Annotated in this window: 21 protein-coding genes; 10 read left to right on the forward strand and 11 right to left on the reverse strand. The window is 68.3% G+C overall.

Going from position 1 to position 23,655, the window contains the following annotated elements; translation table 11 throughout:
• The first annotated feature begins 202 nt into the window (after window positions 1–202).
• On the forward strand, window positions 203–904 hold the full coding sequence (locus AC5QAB_RS11010; RefSeq protein ID WP_014645976.1) for an SGNH/GDSL hydrolase family protein: 702 nt from the start codon (window positions 203–205) through the stop codon (window positions 902–904).
• A 135-nt stretch (window positions 905–1,039) separates the two neighbouring features.
• Here AC5QAB_RS11010 and AC5QAB_RS11015 read toward each other — a convergent pair whose 3' ends face one another.
• From AC5QAB_RS11015 to AC5QAB_RS11025, 3 genes are all read right to left on the reverse strand, one after another.
• Window positions 1,040–2,311: a sensor histidine kinase gene (locus AC5QAB_RS11015; RefSeq protein ID WP_014645975.1), complete on the reverse strand. Its 1,272-nt coding sequence runs from the start codon at window positions 2,309–2,311 to the stop codon at window positions 1,040–1,042.
• Between the two features lie 153 nt (window positions 2,312–2,464).
• Window positions 2,465–3,178 carry a response regulator transcription factor gene (locus AC5QAB_RS11020; protein WP_002811889.1) on the reverse strand — a complete coding sequence of 238 codons (714 nt, stop codon included), beginning with the start codon at window positions 3,176–3,178 and terminating at the stop codon, window positions 2,465–2,467.
• A gap of 87 nt (window positions 3,179–3,265) precedes the next feature.
• Entirely contained in the window at window positions 3,266–3,907 is a 642-nt protein-coding gene (locus AC5QAB_RS11025; protein WP_134966115.1) for an arylesterase, read from the reverse strand.
• A 75-nt stretch (window positions 3,908–3,982) separates the two neighbouring features.
• Between AC5QAB_RS11025 and AC5QAB_RS11030 the strand changes: the two genes are divergently transcribed.
• Window positions 3,983–4,630 (forward strand): ABC transporter ATP-binding protein, encoded by a 648-nt coding sequence (locus tag AC5QAB_RS11030; RefSeq protein ID WP_075076551.1) that lies wholly within the window; start codon window positions 3,983–3,985, stop codon window positions 4,628–4,630.
• Window positions 4,627–7,137, forward strand: a complete 2,511-nt coding sequence (locus tag AC5QAB_RS11035) for an ABC transporter permease (RefSeq protein WP_478444219.1) — start codon at window positions 4,627–4,629, stop codon at window positions 7,135–7,137. Before AC5QAB_RS11030 ends, AC5QAB_RS11035 begins: the two co-directional genes overlap by 4 nt.
• A gap of 102 nt (window positions 7,138–7,239) precedes the next feature.
• On the opposite strand, the gene AC5QAB_RS11040 is transcribed toward AC5QAB_RS11035, so the two are convergent.
• The 5 genes from AC5QAB_RS11040 to AC5QAB_RS11060 all read right to left on the reverse strand — a co-directional run bounded on the left by AC5QAB_RS11040 (window position 7,240) and on the right by AC5QAB_RS11060 (window position 12,558).
• Window positions 7,240–8,175, reverse strand: coding sequence for a DUF6607 family protein (locus tag AC5QAB_RS11040; RefSeq protein WP_134966114.1), 936 nt, complete (start codon window positions 8,173–8,175; stop codon window positions 7,240–7,242).
• Window positions 8,176–8,248: 73 nt separating this feature from the next.
• Entirely contained in the window at window positions 8,249–8,848 is a 600-nt protein-coding gene (locus AC5QAB_RS11045; RefSeq protein ID WP_134966113.1) for a Hemin transport protein, read from the reverse strand.
• Between the two features lie 4 nt (window positions 8,849–8,852).
• Window positions 8,853–11,045, reverse strand: coding sequence for a TonB-dependent hemoglobin/transferrin/lactoferrin family receptor (locus AC5QAB_RS11050; RefSeq protein WP_495233388.1), 2,193 nt, complete (start codon window positions 11,043–11,045; stop codon window positions 8,853–8,855).
• A gap of 153 nt (window positions 11,046–11,198) precedes the next feature.
• Complete coding sequence (gene hemP, locus AC5QAB_RS11055) at window positions 11,199–11,393, reverse strand: hemin uptake protein HemP (protein WP_005412278.1); 195 nt, start codon at window positions 11,391–11,393, stop codon at window positions 11,199–11,201.
• A 193-nt stretch (window positions 11,394–11,586) separates the two neighbouring features.
• Window positions 11,587–12,558 carry an aldo/keto reductase gene (locus tag AC5QAB_RS11060; protein ID WP_134966066.1) on the reverse strand — a complete coding sequence of 324 codons (972 nt, stop codon included), beginning with the start codon at window positions 12,556–12,558 and terminating at the stop codon, window positions 11,587–11,589.
• Between the two features lie 193 nt (window positions 12,559–12,751).
• On the opposite strand from AC5QAB_RS11060, the gene AC5QAB_RS11065 reads away from it, so the two are divergent.
• The 5 genes from AC5QAB_RS11065 to AC5QAB_RS11085 all read left to right on the forward strand — a co-directional run bounded on the left by AC5QAB_RS11065 (window position 12,752) and on the right by AC5QAB_RS11085 (window position 17,657).
• Complete coding sequence (locus tag AC5QAB_RS11065; RefSeq protein ID WP_014645968.1) at window positions 12,752–14,050, forward strand: NupC/NupG family nucleoside CNT transporter; 1,299 nt, start codon at window positions 12,752–12,754, stop codon at window positions 14,048–14,050.
• Window positions 14,051–14,075: 25 nt separating this feature from the next.
• On the forward strand, window positions 14,076–15,041 hold the full coding sequence (locus AC5QAB_RS11070; RefSeq protein WP_049406099.1) for a ribokinase: 966 nt from the start codon (window positions 14,076–14,078) through the stop codon (window positions 15,039–15,041).
• 149 nt (window positions 15,042–15,190) lie between these two features.
• Entirely contained in the window at window positions 15,191–15,622 is a 432-nt protein-coding gene (locus tag AC5QAB_RS11075; RefSeq protein ID WP_197561647.1) for a hypothetical protein, read from the forward strand.
• A gap of 147 nt (window positions 15,623–15,769) precedes the next feature.
• A complete protein-coding gene (dusB, locus tag AC5QAB_RS11080; protein ID WP_046428891.1) occupies window positions 15,770–16,765 on the forward strand; it encodes a tRNA dihydrouridine synthase DusB in 996 nt (331 codons plus the stop codon).
• A gap of 64 nt (window positions 16,766–16,829) precedes the next feature.
• Window positions 16,830–17,657, forward strand: a complete 828-nt coding sequence (locus AC5QAB_RS11085; protein WP_005415318.1) for a class I SAM-dependent methyltransferase — start codon at window positions 16,830–16,832, stop codon at window positions 17,655–17,657.
• A 57-nt stretch (window positions 17,658–17,714) separates the two neighbouring features.
• Here AC5QAB_RS11085 and AC5QAB_RS11090 read toward each other — a convergent pair whose 3' ends face one another.
• The 3 genes from AC5QAB_RS11090 to olsF form a co-directional block, all read right to left on the reverse strand.
• The gene (locus AC5QAB_RS11090) at window positions 17,715–18,782 is read right to left on the reverse strand and encodes a metal-dependent hydrolase (protein WP_014645964.1); all 1,068 of its coding nucleotides are present in this window, start codon (window positions 18,780–18,782) and stop codon (window positions 17,715–17,717) included.
• 119 nt (window positions 18,783–18,901) lie between these two features.
• Entirely contained in the window at window positions 18,902–19,702 is an 801-nt protein-coding gene (locus AC5QAB_RS11095) for a metallophosphoesterase (protein WP_197561648.1), read from the reverse strand.
• A complete protein-coding gene (gene olsF / locus AC5QAB_RS11100) occupies window positions 19,699–21,414 on the reverse strand; it encodes a bifunctional ornithine lipid synthase OlsF (protein WP_197561649.1) in 1,716 nt (571 codons plus the stop codon). The genes AC5QAB_RS11095 and olsF overlap by 4 nt, the downstream gene beginning before the upstream one ends.
• 336 nt (window positions 21,415–21,750) lie before the next feature.
• On the opposite strand from olsF, the gene metK reads away from it, so the two are divergent.
• Both metK and AC5QAB_RS11110 read left to right on the forward strand, forming a co-directional pair.
• Window positions 21,751–22,962: a methionine adenosyltransferase gene (gene metK / locus AC5QAB_RS11105; RefSeq protein WP_010481882.1), complete on the forward strand. Its 1,212-nt coding sequence runs from the start codon at window positions 21,751–21,753 to the stop codon at window positions 22,960–22,962.
• Window positions 22,963–23,102: 140 nt separating this feature from the next.
• Window positions 23,103–23,609, forward strand: coding sequence for an acyl-CoA thioesterase (locus AC5QAB_RS11110; protein WP_010481883.1), 507 nt, complete (start codon window positions 23,103–23,105; stop codon window positions 23,607–23,609).
• The last annotated feature ends 46 nt before the right edge of the window (window positions 23,610–23,655 follow it).

Genomic DNA, 23,655 nt, shown 5'->3' on the forward strand with positions numbered 1-23,655 from the left:
CCAGCAACAGGGGCGCGGCGCAGCGACCGCTCAGACGCACGGCAGGGAATCATGGGTGCACAGGAATAGGCAGATGGCCGCCATTTTGCCACAAGGCCGCCAACCGCACCCCGCACCGGCCCGCTGAACGGCCTGCCAGGGGCAAGCACCGGGCTGGGCCGTGCTTCTATGATGGAGCTCCCCTTGCCTGCTGGAGCGCCTGATGTCCCGTCGCCGTACCTGCCTGCTGATGCTGGGCCTGCTGACTGCCGCACCGCTTGCCCAGGCCCTGAGCCCGGCCAGGCCGCCGCAGGTGCCCGAACAGGTCTCCAATGTGGCTTGGGCCGGCGACATGGCCCGCTTCGCCAGCGCCGACCAGGCCAACCCGCCGCCGCGTGGTGGCATCGAGTTCATCGGCAGCTCCTCGATCCGCTTCTGGGAGAGCCTGGCCACCGACTTCCCCGGCCAGCCGGTGTTCAACCGCGGCTTCGGCGGTTCGGAAGTGCGCGACAGCACCTGGTATGCCGGCCAGATCGTGGTGCCGTATGCGCCGTGCAAGGTGTTCTTCTACGCCGGTGACAACGACCTCAACAGCGGCCGCAGCGCCATGCAGGTGCGAGATGACGTGGTCGCCTTCGTGCAGCGCGTGCACCGCGACCTGCCGAAGACCAGGGTCGAGTACCTGTCGATCAAGCCGAGCCCGTCGCGTGCGCACCTGCTGCCGGCGATCAACGAAGCCAACGCGCTGATCAAGGCTGCGCTGGCCAGGCTGCCCAACACCGGCTTCACCGACATCTACACGCCGATGCTCGGCGCCGATGGACAGCCGGACGCGACGCTGTTCCGCGAGGACATGCTGCACATGACCCCGGCCGGCTATGCGATCTGGACCAAGGCGCTGGCGCCGAAGGTCAACTGCAACTGAGGCACTGTGGACGTCGGGCATGGCCCGGCGCTACCGCACCCCATCCACGCATGGCCTGGATCTACCGACATTTCAGCGGGATGGGGTCAGAGCCGGTTGCGCCGCAACGGGATCCGACCCCGGCAGGTCGCCGCGTTACCGGAAGACCACCGTGGCCTCGGTGCCCTTGCCCGGCTGGCTGGCCAGGCTGACCTTCCAGCCGAAGCGGTCGCACAGCCGGCGCACGATCGACAGGCCCAGGCCGGTGCCCTGCGGGCGGCTCGGCTCGGCGCGGTAGAAGGGTTCAAACGCGCGCGACAGCGCCTCGGCGGACATGCCGATGCCGGTGTCGCGCACCACCACCCGGTCATTGAGCACGTGCACGTCGATACGCCCTTCGTCGGTGTAGCTGCAGGCGTTGCGCACCAGGTTGCTGACCACCACCTGCAGCACCCGCGGCGGCGCGTGCAGCTGCACCGGGCCTTCGCTGTGCAGGTGCACTGACACCAGACGCGTACCCAGCAGTTCGTTGGCGTTGTCCACCTCGTAGCGGACGATGTCGTTGACGTCGAACAGCTCGATCTGGGGTTCGACGTCGGCCTCGCGGGCCAGGATCAGGAACGCGTCGATCACCGCTTCCATGTCACGGCCGGCGCGCTGGATGCGCTGCAGGCTGCGGCGCAGGCGCGGCTGCAGGGTTTCATCGCCCAGGGCCATGTCGCTGGCCACACGGATGACGGTCAACGGCGTGCGCAGCTCGTGGCTCGCATCGCGGGTGAAATTGCGCTCGCGCGCCACATGCGCGCTGACCCGGTTGGCCAGCGAATGCAGCGCGGCCGCCAGCTGCCGGGTCTCGCCCTGCATGTCCGCGGGCAGCTTGTTCGGTTCCAGGTCGGCCGCCTCCGGGTGGCCCGGATCCCAGCGCGAGACGCGCCGTGCCAGCCAGTTCACCGGCGACACCAGGCGCTTGGAAGCCCGGTAGGTGACCCAGCTGGCGCCATACACCGCCAACAGGGTCAGCAGCACCGGCACGATGCCGAACCAGAACGCCAGCATCTCCGCACGCGAACGCAGGAACACCAGGTACAGGCGGCCGGCCGGACGCACATCGACCAGTACCAGCTGGTCATCCTTGGGCAGCTCGTGGAAACCGGGTTCCAGGTTGCGCAGGTTGGCCGGCAACGACAGCGCCGACTGCCCGCTTTCCAGCAGGTAGCCGCGGATGTTCTGGGTGTTGGGCGGTGGCTGCACCGGCGAGGCCTCGTGCAGCGTCCAGTAATAGGCCGCTTCCTCGCGCAGGGCGGCGCCGACCAGGCTGTGCTTGATCACCAGCGAAACCAGCCAGGCACCGAGCAGGATGCCCAGGCTGGCCAGGACTGCCTGCAGGATGAAGGCGATACGGATCTTGCGCGGCAGGCCGTGCGGCATTGCGGGGTCCCGGTCAGAGCGCTGCGATTATAGGCAGCGCGCTGCGCCGTAGTCGTGCACGGAGGATGACCGGCGGCAGTGCCGGCCGGTCATCCGTGCCCGGTGCGGGGTCGTTGCCCGGCCGGGCCTGATGCTGCACCGGCCTGGCCCCGATCAGGCCATCGGCTGGGCGATATCGGCAATGCGGTAACCGGCGCTCTGCACGGTGTGCAGCAGCGGACGGTCGAACGGCTTGTCGATGATCTTGCGCAGGTTGTACAGATGGCTGCGCAGGGTGTCCGAATCCGGCAGGCCATTGCCCCAGATCTCGCGTTCGATCTCCTGGCGGGTGACCACGCGCGGCGATTCGCGCATCAGGATGGTCAGCAGGCGCAGGCCGATCGGCGACAGCTGTAGTTCGGTACCGGCACGGGTGGCCCGCATGCTGACCGGATCGAGCACCAGGTCGGCGACCTTCAGCACTTCCGAACCCACCTGGCGGCGTTCGCGGCGGATCAGCGCGCGCAGGCGGGCTTCCAGCTCCTGGATCGCGAACGGCTTGGTCAGGTAGTCATCGGCGCCGAAACCGAGGCCGGTGAGCTTGTCGTCCAGCGTGTCGCGTGCCGTGAGCATCAGCACCGGGGTGGACTTGCGCGCATCGTTGCGCAGGCGACGGCATACTTCGATGCCATCCAGGCGCGGCAACATGAGGTCGAGCACCACGACGTCATAGCTGTTCTCCGCCGCAAGGCGGTAGCCATCCAGGCCGTCCTGTGCATAGTCGACTTCGAAGCCGCGACCTTCCAGGTATTCCCCGATCATCTCGGAGATGTTGCGGTTGTCTTCGACCACCAGCACCAAGCCGGAGGTCTCCTTCGTCTGACGCATGTGATTCCCTCTAACTTCAGCTTTGTGAAACATGCCGGATCGACGGTGGACGCGATGTGAAGTTCCGTCAAGAGGGTTGTAAATCGTTCAGAGCAGGGGTCGCAGGAGTGGCCAGACGTTGTCCAGCACCCTCGATTGCGCCTGCGCCGTGGGGTGCAGGCCATCGGCCTGCATCATGCCCGGCTGCAGGGCCACGCCCTCCAGCAGGAACGGCAGCAGCGGCACCTTGTACTGCGTGGCCAGCGCCTTGTAGGCCGCCGCCAGGCGCTGGCGGTAAGCGGGCCCATAGTTGGGCGGCACGTCGATGCCCAGCAGCAGCACCCTGGCGCCGGCCTTCTGGCTGGCCTGTACCATCTTTTTCAGGTTGCCCTGCACCTGTGCCGGGGTCAGCCCGCGCAGCGCGTCGTTGCCGCCCAGCGCGATCACCACCACCGTCGGCTTTTCCTTCGCCAACAGGCCCGGCAGGCGGGTCAGCGCGCCGGCCGTGGTTTCCCCGCTCATGCTGGCATTGACGATGCGCGCCGGTGTTTTCGACTGTTGCCTGACCCGCTGCTGCAACAGGCTGACCCAGCCGGCGTCGGCAGGGATATTGTGGGCAGCACTGAGGCTGTCGCCGAGCACCAGCACCGTACCTGCCGGGTCTTTGGCTCCGGCCAGCCCGGGCAGCAGCAATCCCAGCAGCAGCACCATCATCGCGCCGGCTCGCCGGCTCCATCCCGTCTTGCGCATTGGAGTCTCCTCATCGACAGCCTGTCCCCCCGCAGCACGCCCGTCGCCATCGCCGTCGACCAGGTCGGCAAGTCCGTGCAGGGCCCGGAGGGTGAAGTCCACATACTGGACAACATCACCCTGACCGTCCATGAAGGCACCAGTGTGGCCATCGTCGGCGCTTCGGGGTCCGGCAAGACCACCCTGCTCGGCCTGCTGGCCGGACTGGACCTGCCCAGCCGCGGCCACGTCGCGCTGGCGGGCCAGAACCTGGGCGACCTGGATGAAGAAGCACGGGCCCAGCTGCGCGCGCGCGCGGTCGGCTTCGTGTTCCAGAGCTTTCATCTGCTGCCGGCGCTGACTGCCGCCGAGAATGTCGCGCTGCCGTTGGAACTGGCCGGACGCGAGGACCGCGCGCGGGTGGACGAGGTGCTGGCGCAGGTCGGCCTGGCCCATCGCGCCCGCCACTACCCGCGCCAGCTGTCCGGCGGCGAGCAGCAGCGCGTGGCGCTGGCACGTGCCTTCGTCACCCGCCCGCGCATCCTGTTCGCCGACGAACCGACCGGCTCGCTGGACCACGCCACCGGCCAGCACATCAGCGACCTGCTGTTCGAACTCAACGCCGGCAGCGGCACCACCCTGGTCCTGGTCACCCACGACCTGCGCCTGGCCCAGCGTTGCCAGTACATCCACCGCATCGATGACGGCCGCCTGCTGCCGGTCGAGCGTGGGGCACAGGCATGAACGTGCTGCGCCACGCGTGGCGCGCGCTGCGCCGCGAGGCGCTGGCCGGCGACCTGCTGACCGTGTTCGCCGCGCTGGTGCTGGGCGTGGCGGTGATGACTGCGGTGGGCACGCTGGTGAACCGGGTCAACCTGGCGCTGACCGGCAGCGCGGCGGAAATGCTCGGCGGCGACCTCGGCATCGCCGGGCGCGATGATCCGCCGCAGGCATTCGCCGACGAGGCGCAACAGCGCGGCCTGGCGCATACCCGCATCGCCAGCTTCGGCAGCGTGCTGTTCAACGGCGATGCCAGCCAGATGGCCAGCATCAAGGCGGTACAGGCAGGTTATCCGCTGCGCGGCACGCTGCGGGTCCGGGCCACGCCCGGCGGTGCGTTGATCGCCGATGCCGGCATGCCGCCCAAGGGCCAGGCCTATGCCGACCCACGCCTGCTGCAGGGGTTGGGGCTGAAGGCCGGCGATGACCTCGAGTTCGGCGCCGGCACGCTGCGCATCGCCGGCATCATCGAGGCCGAGCCGGACAGCGGTGGCGACCTGCTGACACTCTCGCCCACCCTGCTGGTCAACCGCGCTGATGTGGAGGGCACCGGCCTGCTCGGCCCGGGCAGCCGTATCAACTACCGGCTGATGTTCGCCGGCGCAGCGGAGCCGATCGCGGCGCTGCGCCAGTGGCTGCTGCCGCAGGTGAAAGGCCTGCGCCTGCTGAGCGTGGACGACACCCAGCGTGGCGTGCGCCAGGCATTCGATCTGGCCGGGCGCTTCCTCGGCCTGAGCGCGCTGCTGGCGGTACTGCTGGCCGGTGTGGCCACCGCGCTGGCGGCCAACCGCTTCGCCCTGCGTCGCATCGACCAGGTGGCGATCCTGCGCTGCCTGGGCGCACGCCAGCGCGACATCCTGCTGGGCCTGGCGCTGCAGCTGCTGATGCTGGCGGTGCCAGCCTGTGCGCTCGGCATCGGCCTGGGCATGGCCGCGCAGGAAGGCCTGGTGCAGGTGCTGGGCAGCCTGGTGCCGCAGCGCCTGCCGCTGCCGGAAGCGATGCCGGCGCTGACCGGTGCCGGCATCGGCCTGCTGCTGCTGTTCGGCTTCGGCCTGCCACCGCTGCTGCGCCTGCGCGGGGTGCCGCCGATGCGGGTGCTCAACCGTTCCTTCGCCGCCCTGCCGCCGGCGTCGCTGCTGGCCTATGTGGCGGCGCTGGCGGCCAGCCTGCTGCTGGCGGTGCAGGTCACCGGCGATCTGAAACTGGCGCTGTGGGTGCTGGGCGGCCTGGCCGCGCTGGCGCTGGCGGCCGGTGCGGTCGGCTTCGTGCTGCTGCAGCTGCTGCGCGGCCTGCAGCACCGCCTGCATGGCAACTGGCGGTTGGGCCTGGCCGCGCTGACCCGGCGCCGGCTGCTGGCGGTGATGCAGCTGGTGGGGCTGTCGCTGTCGCTGTGCGCGTTGTTGCTGCTGGCGGTGACCGGACCCGGCCTGCTGCAGCAGTGGCGCGAGCGCCTGCCTGCGGATACGCCGAACTACTTCCTGATCAACATCCAGCCCGAACAACGCGACGGTGTGCTGGCCGCATTGCGTGGACTGGGCGCCGGCGACGCCAGTATCGAGCCGATGGCGACCGGCCGCCTGATCGCGATCAACGGCAAGCCGCCGCTGCGCGTGGACCAGGCCGCCGCCGAGGGGAACGGCGCGAACAACGGCCCGCGCGAGGACGACGACGAGAACCGGCCGCTGAACTTCAGCTGGCGCAGCAGCTTCCCACCCGCCAATGCGCTGCTGGAGGGCCGCTTCTGGCAGGCCGGCAGCACCGCGGCGGAAGCCTCGGTGGAAACCAGCTGGGCGCGGCGCTACGGCGCGCACCTGGGTGATCGCATTACGATTTCCGTAGGCGAGCAGCAGCGCGAGTTCACCGTCACCAGCATCCGCAAGGCGGACTGGAACACATTCCGCCCGAATTTCTTCGTGCTGTTGAACCCGAATGCGGTGGGCGATACCCCGCACAACCTGCTGTCGGCCTTCCATCTGCCGTCCGGCAACGCGGCCGGGCTGGGCGAGCTGGTGCGCGCGCAGCCGAACCTGTCGCTGCTGGACGTGGACGCGGTGATCTCGCAGGTGCGCGATGTGATGGAGCGCGTGGCGCAGGCAGTGCAGCTGGTGATGGTGTTCAGCCTGCTGGCCGGCGTGCTGGTGCTGCTGGCGGCGCTGCAGGCCACCGCCGGCGAGCGCCGCTACGACAGCGCGGTGCTGCGCACGCTGGGCGCGACCCGGCGCCAGCTGCGCGGCGCGGTGCTGGTGGAGTTCGGCGCGCTGGGCACGCTGGCGGCGTTGCTGGCGGTGGGCGCGGCCGCAGCGATCGGCGTGGCGGTGTCGCAGAAGGTGTTCGAGCTGCCCTTGCTGCCGCCGTGGCCGGGCCTGCTGATCGGCGGCGTGGTCGGCATCGGCTTGAGCCTGCTGGCGGGCTGGTGGGGTACGCGGGCGATCCTGCATACGCCGCCGGCATTGGCGCTGCGCGAGGCCTGAATCGGTTGCGCCTCCGGATGGCGTGCCGAGCAAGCCCGGCCCCCACCGGCAGCCGGTGAATGCGGTGCCGGGTACCCCCGGCACCCCTCTCCATCGCGGCGATCAGCCTTCCTTCGGCGCCTTTTCCACGTACTTGGCGAACACCTCGTCGATCTGCTTGTCCTTCACCTTTTTGCCGGACTGGATCGCTTCGGCCTGGGTGAACAGCGGAATGATCATCGCCATGCCATCGATCTTGGTCTTCAGGTGCACGCCCGGGGCCTGGCCGAGGAAGCCGTCCCAACGCTGGCGCACCTTGGCCCAGTAGCCGGCAGTGGCCTTCCAGTAGTCACGCGCCGGGGTGAAGTCGACCTCGGTGGTCTTCACGTAGTCGTTGAAGCCGAACTCGCGTGCGATCTCCACCTGGCTGCCGTCGGCGTTGCGCTGCACCTTGGTGTTGAACTGCTCGTGGGTCCAGCCATTGGGCGTGAGCGTGTGGCGGTTGACGACGGCCAGCGCGTTGTAGTCGCTGCGCTTGGTGTACTCACGGCGCGGCAACGGGCGCCAGCTGAGGTCGCTGGTCCAGCTCGGCACGTTGTTGGCGTAGGTCCATTTGCCGGTGCCGCAGTAGCGCGGTGCGTCGCTCACTTCGTACACGCACTGGGTCCAGGCGCCCTGGTTCACCGCTGCGGGAATGCGGCGTACCTGCCAGGTCTGGTCGGCGCTGAACTCGAATCGGTTCGGTGCTTCGTACACCCAGTCCTGGCGCCAGTGCTTGGTGATGTGGCCGCTCTTCTCGTCCAGCAGCAGGTGCTGCAGCACGATGCGCTTCGGCGTGTCCTCGACCACGATCACCAGCTCGTTGCCGCCGCTGCGCATCGCCGGGGCGCGCTCGTAGCCGGGCTTCAGCAGCACGGTCTCGTCGAATGCGAAATCGACGGTGTACTCGCCCTGCATGGCAAGGATGCTGTCGTGGTCGCGGGCGATGCCGGAGGGCTGCGCGCTGGCCACGCCGCTGGTGGCGAGCAGCAGCAGGACGCTGGCTGTCTGGAGCTTCATCGGGGTCTTCCTTCGGGGTTGCAGATGCAGTGAGAGGCCGTCCGTGGCCGACAGGCGTTCCATCGGGAAAGGGTTACAGCCGGATCAGCGGCAGGTCGCCGGGAACCCGCGGCGCCGAGCGACGTGCAGCATCGGCGCAGCAGCAATCGTCGATCGCCAGCTCGCCTTCGGCACCTTCCAGCCGCGCGATGCGACGCGCGGTGGCTGCGCCCAGCGAGGACAACGTCGACAGGCTTGCAGCCAGGGTGCGGCCGTCGTCGGCGGCATGCAGGCGCAGCGCACACAGTCGCCAGCGCTGGCCACCGAGATGGCCGGCCAGGCGCCGCCACAGGCGTTCGCCGACACTGCCCTCGCTGTCATGCTCCGCGCCCGGCGGCAGCGCCGCGACCAGCCGGTCCCAGGCCAGGAAATCGCTGTCGGGCAGCAGGTACAGCCGCCACACGCAGCGGCCGCGGCCATCGAGGAAACACAGGCTTTCGCGCACGCCCTCGCTGTCCACGCCCTGGCAGGCATGCACGCGTACTGCCTGGCGCCAGCCACCGAGCTCGTTGCCGTCGGCGCGGTACAGGCACAACACGGTGCCGAGCGTGGCCAGCTGTGCCGGCGTCGGCCAGGCCGCGCTGCCCTGCGCGGCGATGGCGTCGTTCCTGCGTGCGGACAAGGCTCGGCTCATGAGGTCACCAGGAAACGGCAAGGCTGGCGGAGAGGGTGCGGCCCGGGCTGGTATAGCGGTCCAGCACGCGGCTGCCCGGCGACAGCGTCGAACCCACGTTGGACCAGTCGATGTAACGCTTGTCGCCCAGGTTGAACACGCCGACGTTGAAGGTGGCGCCCGGGGCGAAGTTCCAGTGCGCCATCAGGTCGGCCACGCCGTAGCCGGCCGGGCGGTACACCGTGGCGGCGGTGACGCGGTCCTTGCGCTTGACGAAGGTACCGGCCAGTTCGACGCCCCAGGTGTCGGTGTCGTACATCAGGCCGACGGTGCCACGCAGCGGGTCGACCGAATCCAGCGGGGTGTCTTCGGTCCTGTTGTCGCCGCGCGACCAGGCCACCGAGCTGCGCAGCGCCCAGCCCTGCAGCGCCGGGCTGATCTGGCCGAAGTCGACGCCGGCCTTCATTTCGGCACCGTAGATGCGCGCATCCGCGATGTTGCGCGACTGGAACACCATCAGGCCCTGGGCGTTGGTGCCGACCAGCGATTGCGACTCGATGAAGTCCTTGTACTCGTTGTAGTAGCCGCTGAGGCTGACGTAGGCCGCTGGCGACAGGAAGCGCAGTCCCAGCTCCATGCCGTCACTGGTTTCCGGCTTCAGGTCCGGATTGGGAATGGCGGTGTAGCCGAAGGCGAAGTTGGTGAAGCCCAGGTTGACGTCGTTGTACGGCGGCGAGCGGAAGCCATGCGAATAGCCGGCAAACAGCGACCATTCGTCGGTGAAGCGATAGACCATGCCCAGCTTCGGCGAGACGCTGGTCTTGGTCAGCCTGGCCACCGCAACGCCGGGATTGTCGTCGGCGAAGATGCTGTCCACCTCCGGCTTCAGCTCGTAGCGGTCCACGCGCACGCCCGGCACCAGCGACAGCTTGCCGTTGGCCATGCGCATTTCGTCCTGTGCGTACAGGCCCAGCTCGGTGGTCTTGCTGATCGGGAAATCGCGCACCGGGAAGGCGTCGGGCAGGATGGTGGTGCTGGTCTGGCCATTGGCCAGCACCTGGTAACCGTCGCGCTTCTGGCGGATCTCGGTATGCGCGCCCTCGAAACCGTAGGTCAGCGCGTGTTCGACGCTGCCGGTGCTGAACGCCTTGTTGAACTGCGCCTGCAGGCCGTAGACGCGCTGGTCGAAGTTGAACGCGCGGTGCCGGCGGCTGCGGTTGGCGCGGTCCTCATCCGTGATCTGGGTGGTTTCGCTGTGCTGGGTATACAGCTGCCAATGCAGGCTGTCGGCGAAGCCCTTGTCCAGCGCATCCATTTCATGGGCGAACGACACGCGGGTGCGGTTCTGCGTATCGCGCGCCTTCATGCCGGTGGTGGTGGTGCGGTCGATCGAGGACAGCACGTTGGTATCGGTGTTGTCTTCGTTGCCTTCCACGGTCAGCCGGAAGCGCTGGTCCTCGCTCGGCGCATAGACCAGCTTGGCCAGGCCACTGCGACCATCGCGGTCCTGCGGGTTGGGCGCGGTGCGGGTATTGTCGAGGCTGCGTACATCACCCTTGTTGCCGGTTTCCTGGCCCTGGCGATGGTTGATGTTGACCATGCCGCTCCAGTGTTCGCCGCCGAACGCGCTGGTCACGCCGCCGAGCAGGCCCTTCCACTCACCGTCGTAGCCGAACTTCAGGCCGACGTAGCTGTCCTTGCCATCCTTCAGATAATCGGCCGGATCCTTGGTGACGAAGGCCACCACACCCCCGAGCGCGTCGGACCCATACAGCGAGCTGGCCGGGCCGCGCACGATCTCCACGCGCTTGAGCGTATCCAGATCGGTGAAGTTGCGGTTGGCGTTGGAGAACGAGCCGATGTTGAAGCTGGTGGGCATGGCGATGCCGTCGGTCTGCACGCGCACGCGGTTGCCGTCCAGGCCACGGATGCGGATGCTGCCAAGGCCGAAGCGCGCGGCGCTGCGGCTGACCGACAGGCCCGGCTCGTAGCGCAGCAGATCCTTGATGTCCTGCACCAGGTGCCGGTCCATCTGCTCGCGGTCGATGACGTCCACGGTGGCCGCCACATCGCTCACCGCCCGCTCGGTGCGGGTGGCGGTGACCTGCACACGGTCGAATTCGCGCGCATCGGGCGCGGCGGTGGCCGCGGCAGCAGCATGGGCAGACAGCGGCAGGGCCATCCAGACGGCAAGGCAAAGGGCGGTAGGGCGGGTCATCGGGTTCGTTCGGTCAGGCAGGGGAACCCCCGGTTACCGGCACACCCGGAGGGTGCACGCGGTAGACCGAGGGGGAGAGAGCGGGAGCGGACGGGTCGCCCACCTTGCCGGCGCGGCCGGCAGGAGGGAGGGGGGCGGGCGACCAAGCCGCGATTACTTGGTCAGGATCAGCTTGTCGTTGCTGGTGTGCCGCAGGCGATAGAAGCGGTCGCCGTGCTGGATCAGGATTTCACGACGGCCCTTGAGCAGGGCTTCGCTGTCGATGACCTCTTCCGGCGGAACGACACGGACCGGACGATCGCGGAGGGTCAGCGTTTCGGGGCGCAGCAGTACAGGTTGAGCATTCATGAGCATCTGGACTCGTGCGAGGGACGAGTCAAATGATAATGATTCTCAGTTGACAATCAACAACCATTCTCAATTTGATTGATGAGATTAATGATCGAATTCTGAAATTCGATAGATCATGTCAATCAAATGGCGACGCAGCCGTGTGGAGTCGACTCTACCGAGGCCCCCGAGGCCCGGTCGGCCCCCGGGTTCAGGCGAAGGCGGCTTCGACGTCGGCCCAGCCGGCGGCGTCGACCTGCTCCAGCACCTCCAGCGCCTGCAGGTTCTGCAGCAGCTGGCTGACCCGGCTGGCACCGAGGATCACGCTGGAGACGTTCGGGTTGCGCAGGCACCAGGCGATGGCCAGCGTGGCCGGCGCCTGCCCCAGCGCACGCGCCACCTCGCTGAAGCGGCGCACCTGGGCCAGGCAGGCCTCGGCGTCGTCACCCAGCACCAGCGCCTGCAGCCATTCCATGCCCTCGCGGCCCAGCCGCGCATCGGCCGGAATGCCCTGGTCGTACTTGCCGCTCAGCAGGCCCGACGCCAGCGGCGAGAAGATGGTGGTGCCCAGGCCGGCACCGGCATACAGCGGCGCGTACTCGACCTCGACCCGTTCGCGGTGCAGCAGGTTGTACTGCGGCTGCTCCATCGACGGGCCCTGCAGGTTGCGCGCCTCGGCGATGTCCAGCGCCTGCTGGATCTGCACCGCCGACCACTCCGAGGTCCCCCAGTAGAGGATCTTGCCTTGCCGCACCAGGGTATCCATGGCATGCACGGTCTCGGCGACCGGCGCGTCCGGATCCGGACGATGGCAGTAATAAAGGTCCAGGTAGTCCACCCGCAGGCGCTTGAGCGCCGCATGGCAGGCGTCGGTCACATGCTTGCGCGACAGGCCGCGCTGGGTCGGCCGTGGGTCCTTGGCGCTGCCGAAGAACACCTTGCTGGAGACGCAGATGCCGTCGCGCGGCAGGCGCAGGTCGGCGATCACATCGCCCATCACCTGTTCGGCGCGGCCGTTGGCATAGCCCTCGGCGTTGTCGAAGAAGTTGACGCCGTGGTCCCAGGCGGCGGCCACCAGGTTGCGGGCCTCGTCGCGCGGGATCTGGTCACCGAAGGTCACCCAGGCGCCGAAGGACAGGGCGGAAATCGGCAGGCCGGTGGAGCCCAGGCGACGGTATTGCATGCGAATCTCCTGCTGCGGGCCCGCATCCGGGCCGGGATCGAGCCCCATTCTACCTGCCGCCGCCGGCCGCAAGCCCTTGCCGTTGCTGGCCTGATCGGTACCGATAGATGCGCGCACGCTGCTTTTTCTTGCCCCGGCCCCTGCCCTGCACTAGGCTTCCCGTTTTTCGCGACGCCCCAGGGGAGTCACTCACATGGTCGAAGGTTTGGGCAGGATCGGCTTCGGCCTGTTCGGGTTGGCGGTGCTGATCGGCATCACCTGGTTGTTTTCCAACAACAAGCGTGCGGTTGATTGGAAGCTGGTTGCCACCGGTATCACCCTGCAGATCGCGTTCGCGGCGCTGGTGATCCTGGTGCCGGGCGGCCGCGACGTGTTCGATGCGCTGGGCAAGGGCTTCGTCAAGGTTCTCAGCTTCGTCAATGAAGGCTCGGGCTTCATCTTCGGCTCGTTGATGGACACCAAGAACTACGGCTTCATCTTCGCCTTCCAGGTGCTGCCGACCATCATCTTCTTCTCGGCGCTGATGGGGGTGATGTACCACCTCAACGTCATGCAGGCGATCGTGCGCGTGATGGCGTGGTCGATCACCAAGGTGATGCGCGTGTCCGGCGCGGAAACCACCAGCGTCTGCGCCAGCGTCTTCATCGGCCAGACCGAGGCGCCGCTGACCGTGCGCCCGTACATCGCCAGGATGACCCAGTCCGAGCTGCTGACCATGATGATCGGCGGCATGGCCCACATCGCCGGCGGCGTGCTGGCGGCCTATGTGGGCATGCTCGGCGGTGGCGACCCGGCGCAGCAGGCCTTCTACGCCAAGCACCTGCTGGCAGCGAGCATCATGGCCGCACCGGCCACCCTGGTCGTGGCCAAGCTGCTGATTCCGGAAACCGGCACCCCGCTGACCCGCGGCACGGTGAAGATGGAAGTCGAAAAGACCTCCAGCAACATCATCGACGCGGCCGCTGCCGGTGCCGGTGACGGCCTGAAGCTGGCGCTGAACATCGGCGCGATGCTGCTGGCCTTCATCGCCCTGATCGCGCTGCTGAACGCCCCGTTGACCTGGATCGGCGAGGTGACCGGCCTGGCCGCTGCCATCGGCAAGCCGACCAACCTGTCGACCATCTTCGGTTACGTGCTGGCCCCGATCGCCTGGGTGATCGGTACCCCGTGGGCTGATGCCACCACCGTCGGTTCGCTGATCGGCCAGAAGGTCGTGATCAACGAATTCGTCGCCTACACCGAACTGTCGCAGATCGTGAACGGCCAGGTGGCCGGCGTGAGCCTGTCCGAGGAAGGTCGCCTGATCGCCACCTACGCGCTGTGCGGCTTTGCCAACTTCAGCTCGATCGCGATCCAGATCGGCGGCATCGGCGGCCTGGCCCCGGAACGTCGCCACGACCTGGCCAAGTTCGGCCTGCGCGCGGTGTTGGGCGGTACCATTGCCACCTTCATGACGGCGACCATCGCCGGCGTGCTGACGCACTTCAGTTGAACCCTTGGTTGAGAAAAGATTCCCTATGAGCAGCAGTGTCGTTGTCGTCGGTTCCTTCAATGTCGATCACGTGTGGCGGTGTGAGTCGCTGCCGGCACCGGGTGCGACCATTGCCGGCCGCTACAGCACCGGCCCCGGGGGCAAGGGCTTCAACCAGGCGGTGGCGGCCTGCCGCGCCGGTGCCGACACGCACTTCGTGTGCGCGTTGGGCGATGACGCCGGTGGCGCCACCGCGCGTGAACTGGCTGCGCAGGATGGCTTCGCGCTGATCGCCGAGGCCAGCAGCGAACCGACCGGCACCGCGGGCATCTACGTGGACGCGCGTGGCCGCAACACCATCGTGATCGGCCCGGGTGCCAACGCCGCGCTGGGCACCGATTTCCTGCAACAGCAGCAGGCCCTGCTGACCCGCGCCAAGGTGGTGCTGGTGCAGCTGGAATCGCCGGTGCAGACCATCGAAGCGGCGCTGGCCACGGCCCGCGAGGCCGGTGTCACCACCGTGCTCAATACCGCACCGGCCGACGCGCCCTCGACCATCGGCCTGCTCAAGCTGGCCGATGTGATCACCCCGAACGAAACCGAGTTCGCTGCCCTGCTCGGCCGCCATGTCGGTGAGCGCGTGGATGCCAACGACGTCGCCGCGCTGGATGGCGCCAGCCTGCACGCGCTGTGCCGCAAGCTGGTCGGCAACGGCACCGTGGTGGTGACCCTGGGTTCGGTGGGCGTGTTCGTGTCGCATGCCGACGAGAACCTGCGCGGCGATACCCAGCCGTACTACCGCGTGGGTGCCGAACAGGTGCAGGCGATCGACACCACCGGTGCCGGTGACGCCTTCAACGGTGCGCTGGCCGCGTCGCTGGCGCAGGTGGCCGACGCCCCGTTCGCCCGCCACGTGCGCTTCGCCAACCAGTTCGCCGGCCGTTCGACCGAGAAGGAAGGCGCCGCTGCGGCGATGCCGCGCTTCACCCCGGCCGACGCTGAAACCAAGTAATTCCACGCCACGCGTGGATGACGAGGCCCGGGTGTGCAGACACCCGGGCCTTTCTTTTGCCCATTGCCCAGCCCCTGCGACCGCCTGTCGCATTGCCCACATCCTGCCCCTCGCCCACCATCCGCGCAGCTTCCTCGCACGGGCAGGACATGGACGGATTCCCCTGGCTGCTGGTCGCGGCCGCCGGCAGCGCCGTGGCGGCGCTGCTGCATATCGGCTGCATCGCCTTCGGCGCCGCGTGGTACAGGTACTTCGGTGCCGGCCAGCGCGTGGTCCGGCTGGCGCATGCGGGGCACTGGTGGCCACCGCTGATGACTGCGGTCATCACTGCCGTGCTGGTGGCCTGGACCCTGTACGCACTGGCCGCCGCGGGCTGGCATTCGCCGCTGCCGGCCAGCCGCCTGGTCCTGCCCGGCATCGCCGCGCTGCTGTTGCTGCGTGCCGCGATGGGCTTCGGCCTGGCGCTGTTCCGGCCGTGGTACAACGGCACGCGCTTCTGGGCGGTCAGCTCGCTGGTCTGCCTGGGCCTGGGGCTGGCCTTCGCGCTGGGTACCCGCCAGGCCTGGCAGAGCCTGGGTTAGCCGCCCACCATCGCCCGCCCGTGGGGGCGGCGGAAGCAACCGTCAAGCATCTGCTGATGCCGGTACGGCATGAGGTCGGTGCCGATCGGCCTGAACCGGACCACGCCCGGCACGGCCGTACCGCCGCCCGCGCCCTACAATGGGCGCATGCAGATCGGCCCGTACACCATTGCCCCCAACGTCGTGCTGGCACCCATGGCCGGCGTCACCGACAAGCCCTTCCGCCTGCTGTGCAAACGGCTGGGTGCGGGACTGGCCGCCTCGGAAATGACCATCAGCGACCCGCGCTTCTGGAACACGCGCAAGTCGATCCACCGCATGGACCATGACGGCGAGCCGGCCCCGATCAGCGTGCAGATCGCCGGCACCGAGCCGCAGCAGCTGGCCGAGGCCGCGCGCTACAACGTCGACCACGGCGCGCAGATCATCGACATCAACATGGGCTGCCCGGCCAAGAAGGTGTGCAACGCCTGGGCGGGCTCGGCGCTGATGCGCGACGAGCAGCTGGTGGCGCGCATCCTCGAAGCCGTGGTCAACGCAGTGGACGTGCCGGTCACGCTGAAGATCCGCACCGGTTGGGACTGCGACCATCGCAATGGCCCGGTGATCGCCCGCATCGCCGAGGCGAGTGGCATCGCCGCGCTGGCCGTGCATGGCCGCACCCGCGACCAGCATTACACCGGCCAGGCCGAGTACGCCACCATCGGCGAGATCAAGGCTGCGCTGCGCATCCCGGTGATCGCCAACGGTGACATCGATTCACCGCAGAAGGCCGCCCACGTGCTGCAGCAGACCGGGGTGGATGCAGTGATGATCGGCCGCTCCGCGCAGGGCCGGCCGTGGATCTTCCGCGAAGTGGCGCACTACCTGGCCACCGGCGAGGAACTGCCACCGCCGTCGCTGGCGGAAGTGCGCGACATCCTGCTCGGCCACCTGCATGCGCTGCATGCGTTCTATGGCGAGCCGCAGGGCGTGCGCATCGCGCGCAAGCACCTGGGCTGGTATGCCAAGGACCGGCCGGAGAACGCCGCGTTCCGCGCGGTGGTCAACCGTGCCGAAGACCCGCAGGGCCAGATCGCGCTGACCACCGAGTACTTCGACCGCCTGATCGCCGGGGAACCGGCGCTGTCTTCGGCCGCCTGACCGCCCCCGCCGCGTCGCAACGTCGAGCCTGCTCGACCGAATTGAACTCCGAGAGCCCGCCTCCATGACCCCGCCGATCTCCTCTCCGACCTACCTGCACGGATTTTCCGGCACCGAACAGCAGCGCCTGATGACCCAGGCCCGGCTGCTGGAATCGAGCATCTTCGGCCAGATCGACTACAGCGGCGCGCGGCGCCTGCTGGAAGTCGGCAGTGGCGTCGGTGCGCAGACCGAGATCCTGCTGCGCCGCTTCCCCGAGCTGCACGTGACCGGCGTGGACCTGAGCGAAACGCAGCTGGCCACCGCGCGCGAGAACCTGGCGCGCACGCCGTGGTGCAGCGACCGATACACCCTGCAGCAGGCCGACGCCGGCGAGCTGCCGTTCGAGGCACGCAGCTTCGACTCGGCGTTCCTGTGCTGGGTGCTGGAACACGTGCCTTCACCGGCGCGGGTGCTGAGCGAAGTGCGCCGCGTGCTGGCACCGGGTTCGCCGGTCTACATCACCGAAGTGATGAATGCCTCGTTCCTGCTCGACCCGTACTCGCCGCACATCTGGCGCTACTGGATGGCCTTCAACGACTTCCAGTACGACCATGGCGGTGACCCGTTCGTCGGTGCAAAGCTGGGCAACCTGCTGCTGGCCGGCGGCTTCCGCGACGTGCACACCGAGATCAAGACCATCCACCTGGACAACCGCGAACCGGCGCGTCGCAAGACGATGATCGCGTTCTGGGAACAGCTCCTGCTGTCGGCCGCCGACCAGCTGCTGCAGGCCGGCTCGGTGGACGAGGAAACCGTGGAAGGCATGCGCCGCGAGTTCCGCCTGGTGCAGAACGACCCGAACGCCGTGTTCTTCTACTCGTTCGTCCAGGGCCGCGCCACGGTGTATTGATCCGGTGTTCTGCTGCCGATCAAGGGCGTAGAGCCACGCCATGCGTGGATCCAGTGATCAATGCACGGCGGTGTGGTCGGCCGCGCCCGGCGCCGCCGCCGGCTCCTGCCAGATCCGCTGCCACATCGCCGCCAGGCGGCGACCGGCGTCGGCACGCGCGGCGGGACTGCTGTAATCCACCCGCACCTGCTCGGGAACGATCGCCCGCCACTGCCCGTCGGCCTGCCCGGCCACGACGAAGTTGAAGGTGTAGTCCGGCTCCAGCCCCATGCGCAGGTCACTCAGCACCAACCGGCCGTCAACCACCTGCGCACGCATGAAACCGCGGTTGAACCACGTCAGCTGCTGCACCGCCGGGATGGCCTGCGCTTCGCGCAAGGCCTGTACGTTGGACGCATGGCCTTCGAACCGCATCGGCCCGTGGTCGGCCACCAGCGAGCGGTCACCCACCACGTAGCCATTGGGCGTCATCGCCACCACCCGCCACAGCAGGGTGTTGAACGGCATCGGTACCGAGAAGCGCGGCGCATCGCCCAGGCCCATCGCGGCCAGGCTCTGCTGTGCGGCACGGTCGACCTGTGACTTGGCGATCAGGCCCCAGCCCAGGTAGCCACTGCTGAGCAGCAGGGCCACGCCCAGCACCTTGCCCGCCCAGGGCCGGGCGCGGCCGAACCAGGCCAGCACGCAGCCCAGCAGAAGCCACACCGTATACCCCGGGTCGATGATGAAGACACTGGATCCCATGGTCGGATGCGGGCGCAGCGGCCACCACAACTGGGTGCCATACACGGTGAACGCATCCAGCACCGGATGGGTGACCAGCGCCAGCTGGATCGCCCAGAACCAGCGCAGCGGTGACTGCGCGACGCGGCCATTGCCGAAGCGCTTGAACAGCCACCAGATCAATGCCGCCACCCATGGCAGTACCAGCAGCGAATGACTGAAACTGCGGTGCTCGATCATGTTCGCCACCGGATCGGCTGCGGTGAAACCGAGCCACAGCGCGTCGAGGTCCGGCAGGGTGCCAAGCGCGGCACCAGCGAGCAGGGCCGCGCGGCGATGTCCGGGCGGGGCGATGGCAGCGGCGACGGCGCCACCGAGCACGATCTGGGTCAGGGAGTCCATGGGCCGATGCTAGCGGCTTGCGGGCGGTGCATGTAGAGCCGAGCCCATGCTCGGCTGCGCTTCGTTCGGCGCCACGTCAGCCGAGCATGGGCTCGGCTCTACAGTAGGACAGACGCGCGTTATGCCGCCTGCGACAACCGCGCGCCTGGCAGTTCCACCAGGGTCTGGCCGTTGTGGTCGAGCAGGCGCAGCGCACCATCATGGTCCTCGGCCAGTGCGGTCAGGCTCTCCACCCAGTCGCCGTCGTTGGCGTAGACCAGGCCATCGCGTTCGTCCAGCGCCGCGCGGTGGATGTGGCCGCAGACGATGCCATCCAGGCCGCGCCGGCGCACGTCGTCCAGCCCGGCCTGCACGAAGCGCTCGATGTAGCGTTCGGCGGCCCCGCTGCGCTTCTTCAGGAACTCCGACAGCGACCAGTAGCGCATGCCAAGCCGGCGCCGCACCGCGTTCAGCGCCTGGTTGCCGGTCAGGATGCGGTAGTACAGCCAGTCGCCGAACTTTTCCTGCAGGCCACCGAAATGGGTCACGCCGTCGTAGTCGTCGCCATGCGCGACCAGCAGCCGGCGGCCATCGGCGGTCACGTGGATGGCACGGCGGCGCACCTGCATGGCCGGCAACATCAGCCCGCACACCTGGCGCAGCGAGGCATCGTGGTTGCCGGGAATGTAGATGATCTCGGTCCCTGCACGGCGCAGCGCGTGCAGGGCCTGGATGACTTCGCTGTGCGACTGCCGCCAGTTGGCGCGGCGATGCGCCATCCACCACAGGTCGATGATGTCGCCGACCAGGTACAACCGCTCGCAGCGCAGCTGCGAGAGGAACCGCGCCAGTTCGGTGGCGTGGCAATGACGTGAGCCCAGGTGCACGTCGGAGACGAACACTGCGCGCCGGTGCGGCGACAGGTTCGCCAGCGTGCTCATGCCGGCGCACCCGCGTCGCGCAGATAGCGTTTGCGCTTGTTCGGCCGGATCGCGCACAGGTCCACTTCGATCAGGCCGTCGATCGAATCGCTGAAGTCCGGGTCCACGCCGAAGGCGAGGAAGCGCGCGCCGCCGGGTTCGCACAGATCGGTGTACTGGCGGTACAGCGTCGGCACGCCGGTACCCAGTGCGGCCAGGTTGGCCTTGAGCACATCGAACGCGGCACCCGCATCCAGCTCGCCGAAACTTGGCGGTGCGGCGAAGTACTGGAAGGGGCGGTTCGATTCGGCCAGCCCGGCGGTTCCGCCGTAGTAGCGCTGGTAGTAGGCCACCAGCTGCTCGCGCGCATCGCGCGGCAGCGCTGCGCTGATCGAGACCGCGCCGAACAGGTAGCGGATGCCCGGCCGGCACTGCAGGTAGGCGCCGATGCCCTGCCACAGGTAGTCCAGGCTGCGGCTGCCCCAGTAATCGGGCACCACGAAGCTGCGGCCCAGCTCCAGGCCCTCGGCAATGTGGGTGATGGCATCGTCGGAATAGCGGAACAGCGACGCGCTGTAGAGCCCGGACAGGCCGTGCCGGGCCAGGGCCTGGGCGCCGCGCATGATGCGGTAGGCACCGGCAATGCGCTGCGCCGCCGCGTCCCAGATCACGATGTGCTCGTACTGCGGATCGTAGGCGTCCAGGTCGCGGCTGCGCCCGGTGCCCTCGCCCACCTGGCGGAAGGTCAGCTCGCGCAGGCGGCCCAGTTCCAGCAGCAGCGGTGAATCGGCGGTACAGATCGCCAACAGGATCTGCTTGCCATCGGCGGTCTGGCCCAGCTGGGTGGCCGCGGCAATGCCGGCGGCGACCTGCGAAGGCGGCACCGGAGACGCCAATGGCTCGGGGCCTGCGCACGCAGCGGTATTGCAGGCCGCGCCGTTGCGGCCCAGCGCGTACAGCGCGCGGCGCACCGCCAGCAGCTGTGCGCCCGGGTCACCGCCCTTGCCCAGCTGCATCGGCTCGCCGATGCTCAGCCGCAGCGGTCGGCCACGACGGGCGAACATTTCGCGCGCCAGCAGCGCGGTGCCGGCCGGCTTGAACAGGGTCGAGGCGCCGTAGAACAGCGCCGAGTTGCGCGCTTCCACCCGCACCGGCAGCACCGGCGCGCCGGCTGCGCGGGCAAAGCGGACGAACCCGCGCTGCCAGCGGCCATCACGGATGCCGCGCAGCGACAGCCGCGAGACCTCGCCGGCCGGGAACACGATCACGCACTGCTCGGCGGCCAATGCTTCCTCCACCGCATGCAGGCTGCCGCGCTGCGCCTTGCCGCCGAGGATGCGCACCGGCAGCAGCAGGTCCTGCAGCGGCGCGATCGCCCCCAGCAGATCGTTGGCCACGATCCGCACGTCGCGGCGGATACGGCCAACCGCATCCAGCAGTGCGAGGGCATCCAGTGCCCCGGAGGGGTGGTTGGCGACGATCAGCAGGCGGCCGGTGGCCGGGATCCTGGCCAGCGCGGCCGGATCCACCTGGTACTGGCCGCCGATGAATTCCAGGCCGGCGGCGACGAAACCGAAGCCGCGCAGTCCTGAGCTGCGCTGCAGGAAGGCTTCAATCTGGTCCAGGCGCGACCAGCGCCCGACGCTGCGCAGCAGCGGCCGCGCCAGTTGGCCGCGACGGCCATGGAACCAATCGGGGAAACGTTGCTGGAGACGCTGTTCGAGTTCCTGCATGGCGGATCCACTGATGCCCGGCGGCCGGATTGGCCGACAGCCTGCGCCCGGCAGGCGGCAGCCAGATGGCGGTTTCGGGGCAGAACGATGACGGCCGGCCCGCCTTCGCGGCGAGGTCGCTGCCTGCGCGGTCGGGGCCGGCAGCCGTCCCGTCTGTTGTCACGCTGGTGGAACACTGGGCCTCGGGGCTGGGCCCCAATCACGGCCGGGCGGCCCCTGTCGGGCCTACGCGGGCTTAACCACCGGCAACCGGTACAGGTTCACAATGCACAGGCGGCGCACCCCGTGTATCATGCGCGCCCATCTTTCCATCCGAATCAAGGGATATTACGCCTGATGTCCAGCTATCTCTTCACCTCCGAGTCGGTCTCCGAAGGCCATCCGGACAAGGTTGCCGACCAGATCTCCGATGCGGTGCTGGACGCGATCCTGACCCAGGACCAGCGCGCCCGCGTGGCCTGCGAGACCATGGTCAAGACCGGCGTTGCCATCGTGGCCGGTGAAATCACCACCAGCGCCTGGATCGACCTGGAAGCGCTGACCCGCAAGGTCATCACGGACATCGGCTACGACAGCTCCGACGTCGGTTTCGACGGCGCCACCTGCGGCGTGCTGAACCTGATCGGCAAGCAGTCGCCGCACATCGCCCAGGGCGTGGATCGCAAGAAGCCGGAAGAAATGGGCGCTGGCGACCAGGGCCTGATGTTCGGCTATGCCACCAACGAGACCGACAGCTACATGCCGGCCGCGATCCACCTGTCGCACCGCCTGGTCGAGCAGCAGGCCAAGATCCGCAAGAAGAAGAACTCGCCGCTGTCGTGGCTGCGTCCGGACGCCAAGAGCCAGGTCACCCTGCGCTATGAAAACGGCGTGGTCTCGGCCATCGACGCCGTGGTCCTGTCGACCCAGCACGCCCCCGGCATCAAGCAGAAGGACCTCATCGAGGCCGTCCGCGAAGAGATCATCAAGCCGGTGCTGCCGGCCAAGTGGCTGCACAAGGGCACCAAGTTCCACATCAACCCGACCGGCAAGTTCGAGATCGGTGGCCCGGTGGGCGACTGCGGCCTGACCGGCCGCAAGATCATCGTCGACACTTACGGCGGCTGGGCCCGTCACGGTGGTGGTGCCTTCTCCGGCAAGGACCCGTCCAAGGTCGACCGTTCGGCAGCCTACGCGGCCCGCTACGTCGCCAAGAACGTGGTGGCCGCCGGCCTGGCCGACCGTTGCGAAGTGCAGGTCTCCTACGCCATCGGCGTGGCTGAGCCGACCTCGATCTCGGTCACCACCTTCGGCACCGGCAAGATCAGCGACGACAAGATCGAGAAGCTGATCCGCAAGCACTTCGACCTGCGCCCGTACGGCATCATCAAGATGCTGGACCTGGTGCACCCGATGTACCAGCAGACCGCGGCCTACGGCCACTTCGGCCGCAAGCCGAAGGAGTTCAGCTACCTCAACGGCGAAGGCGAGACCGTCAACGCCACGGCCTTCTCCTGGGAGAAGACCGACCGCGCCGCCGCCCTGCGCGCCGATGCGAAGCTGAAGTAAGAAACACGAAGGGCCGCTCACGCGGCCCTTCTGCTTTCTGGTAGAGCCGGCCGCTGGCCGGCTTTTTCATGGCCTCCGGAAACAATCGCGTGATTGCCGGCCAGCGGCCGGCACTACCCGGTTGCCGATACAATCGCCGCATGTCGACCGAACTGAAAACCCACCAGCTGTCCATGACCGTGCTGATGTCGCCGGAGATGGCCAATTTCTCCGGCAAGGTCCACGGCGGCGCCATCCTGCGCCTGCTCGACCAGGTTGCCTACGCCTGCGCCAGCCGTTACGCCGGCAGCTACGTGGTCACCCTGTCGGTGGACCAGGTGATGTTCCGCCAGCCGATCGCGGTGGGCGAGCTGGTCACCTTCCTGGCCTCGGTGAACCATACCGGCACCTCGTCGATGGAGATCGGCATCAAGGTGGTGGCCGAGGACATCCTCAAGCGCAGCGTGCGCCACGCCAACAGCTGCTTCTTCACCATGGTGGCCGTGGATGAGGAAGGCCGGCCGACGCCCGTCCCGCCCCTGCAGCCGGCGACGTCCGACGAGAAGCGCCGCCAGGCCGCCGCGCAGATCCGCCGCCAGCTGCGCCAGGAAATGGAACAGCGCCATCTGGAACTGCTGGCATCGAATCCGCCGTCACCGGAGGAATGAGGTAGTGCCGGCCGCTGGCCGGCAACCTCGCGTGTGCTGCCGGACA

Source organism: Stenotrophomonas sp. YJH_SMC_127 (assembly GCF_059372445.1).

Bases quoted from the DNA above. Each gene is read 5' to 3' on its own strand.
- AC5QAB_RS11070 (WP_049406099.1), top strand. From the start codon at position 14,076: ATGAGCAGCAGTGTCGTTGTCGTCGGTTCCTTCAATGTCGATCACGTG.
- olsF (WP_197561649.1), bottom strand. From the start codon at position 21,414: ATGCAGGAACTCGAACAGCGTCTCCAGCAACGTTTCCCCGATTGGTTC.
- AC5QAB_RS11045 (WP_134966113.1), bottom strand. From the start codon at position 8,848: ATGAGCCGAGCCTTGTCCGCACGCAGGAACGACGCCATCGCCGCGCAG.
- dusB (WP_046428891.1), top strand. From the start codon at position 15,770: ATGCAGATCGGCCCGTACACCATTGCCCCCAACGTCGTGCTGGCACCC.
- hemP (WP_005412278.1), bottom strand. From the start codon at position 11,393: ATGAATGCTCAACCTGTACTGCTGCGCCCCGAAACGCTGACCCTCCGC.
- AC5QAB_RS11050 (WP_495233388.1), bottom strand. From the start codon at position 11,045: ATGACCCGCCCTACCGCCCTTTGCCTTGCCGTCTGGATGGCCCTGCCG.
- AC5QAB_RS11075 (WP_197561647.1), top strand. From the start codon at position 15,191: ATGGACGGATTCCCCTGGCTGCTGGTCGCGGCCGCCGGCAGCGCCGTG.
- metK (WP_010481882.1), top strand. From the start codon at position 21,751: ATGTCCAGCTATCTCTTCACCTCCGAGTCGGTCTCCGAAGGCCATCCG.
- AC5QAB_RS11065 (WP_014645968.1), top strand. From the start codon at position 12,752: ATGGTCGAAGGTTTGGGCAGGATCGGCTTCGGCCTGTTCGGGTTGGCG.
- AC5QAB_RS11020 (WP_002811889.1), bottom strand. From the start codon at position 3,178: ATGCGTCAGACGAAGGAGACCTCCGGCTTGGTGCTGGTGGTCGAAGAC.
- AC5QAB_RS11025 (WP_134966115.1), bottom strand. From the start codon at position 3,907: ATGCGCAAGACGGGATGGAGCCGGCGAGCCGGCGCGATGATGGTGCTG.
- AC5QAB_RS11035 (WP_478444219.1), top strand. From the start codon at position 4,627: ATGAACGTGCTGCGCCACGCGTGGCGCGCGCTGCGCCGCGAGGCGCTG.
- AC5QAB_RS11110 (WP_010481883.1), top strand. From the start codon at position 23,103: ATGTCGACCGAACTGAAAACCCACCAGCTGTCCATGACCGTGCTGATG.
- AC5QAB_RS11010 (WP_014645976.1), top strand. From the start codon at position 203: ATGTCCCGTCGCCGTACCTGCCTGCTGATGCTGGGCCTGCTGACTGCC.
- AC5QAB_RS11095 (WP_197561648.1), bottom strand. From the start codon at position 19,702: ATGAGCACGCTGGCGAACCTGTCGCCGCACCGGCGCGCAGTGTTCGTC.
- AC5QAB_RS11085 (WP_005415318.1), top strand. From the start codon at position 16,830: ATGACCCCGCCGATCTCCTCTCCGACCTACCTGCACGGATTTTCCGGC.
- AC5QAB_RS11060 (WP_134966066.1), bottom strand. From the start codon at position 12,558: ATGCAATACCGTCGCCTGGGCTCCACCGGCCTGCCGATTTCCGCCCTG.
- AC5QAB_RS11040 (WP_134966114.1), bottom strand. From the start codon at position 8,175: ATGAAGCTCCAGACAGCCAGCGTCCTGCTGCTGCTCGCCACCAGCGGC.
- AC5QAB_RS11015 (WP_014645975.1), bottom strand. From the start codon at position 2,311: ATGCCGCACGGCCTGCCGCGCAAGATCCGTATCGCCTTCATCCTGCAG.
- AC5QAB_RS11090 (WP_014645964.1), bottom strand. From the start codon at position 18,782: ATGGACTCCCTGACCCAGATCGTGCTCGGTGGCGCCGTCGCCGCTGCC.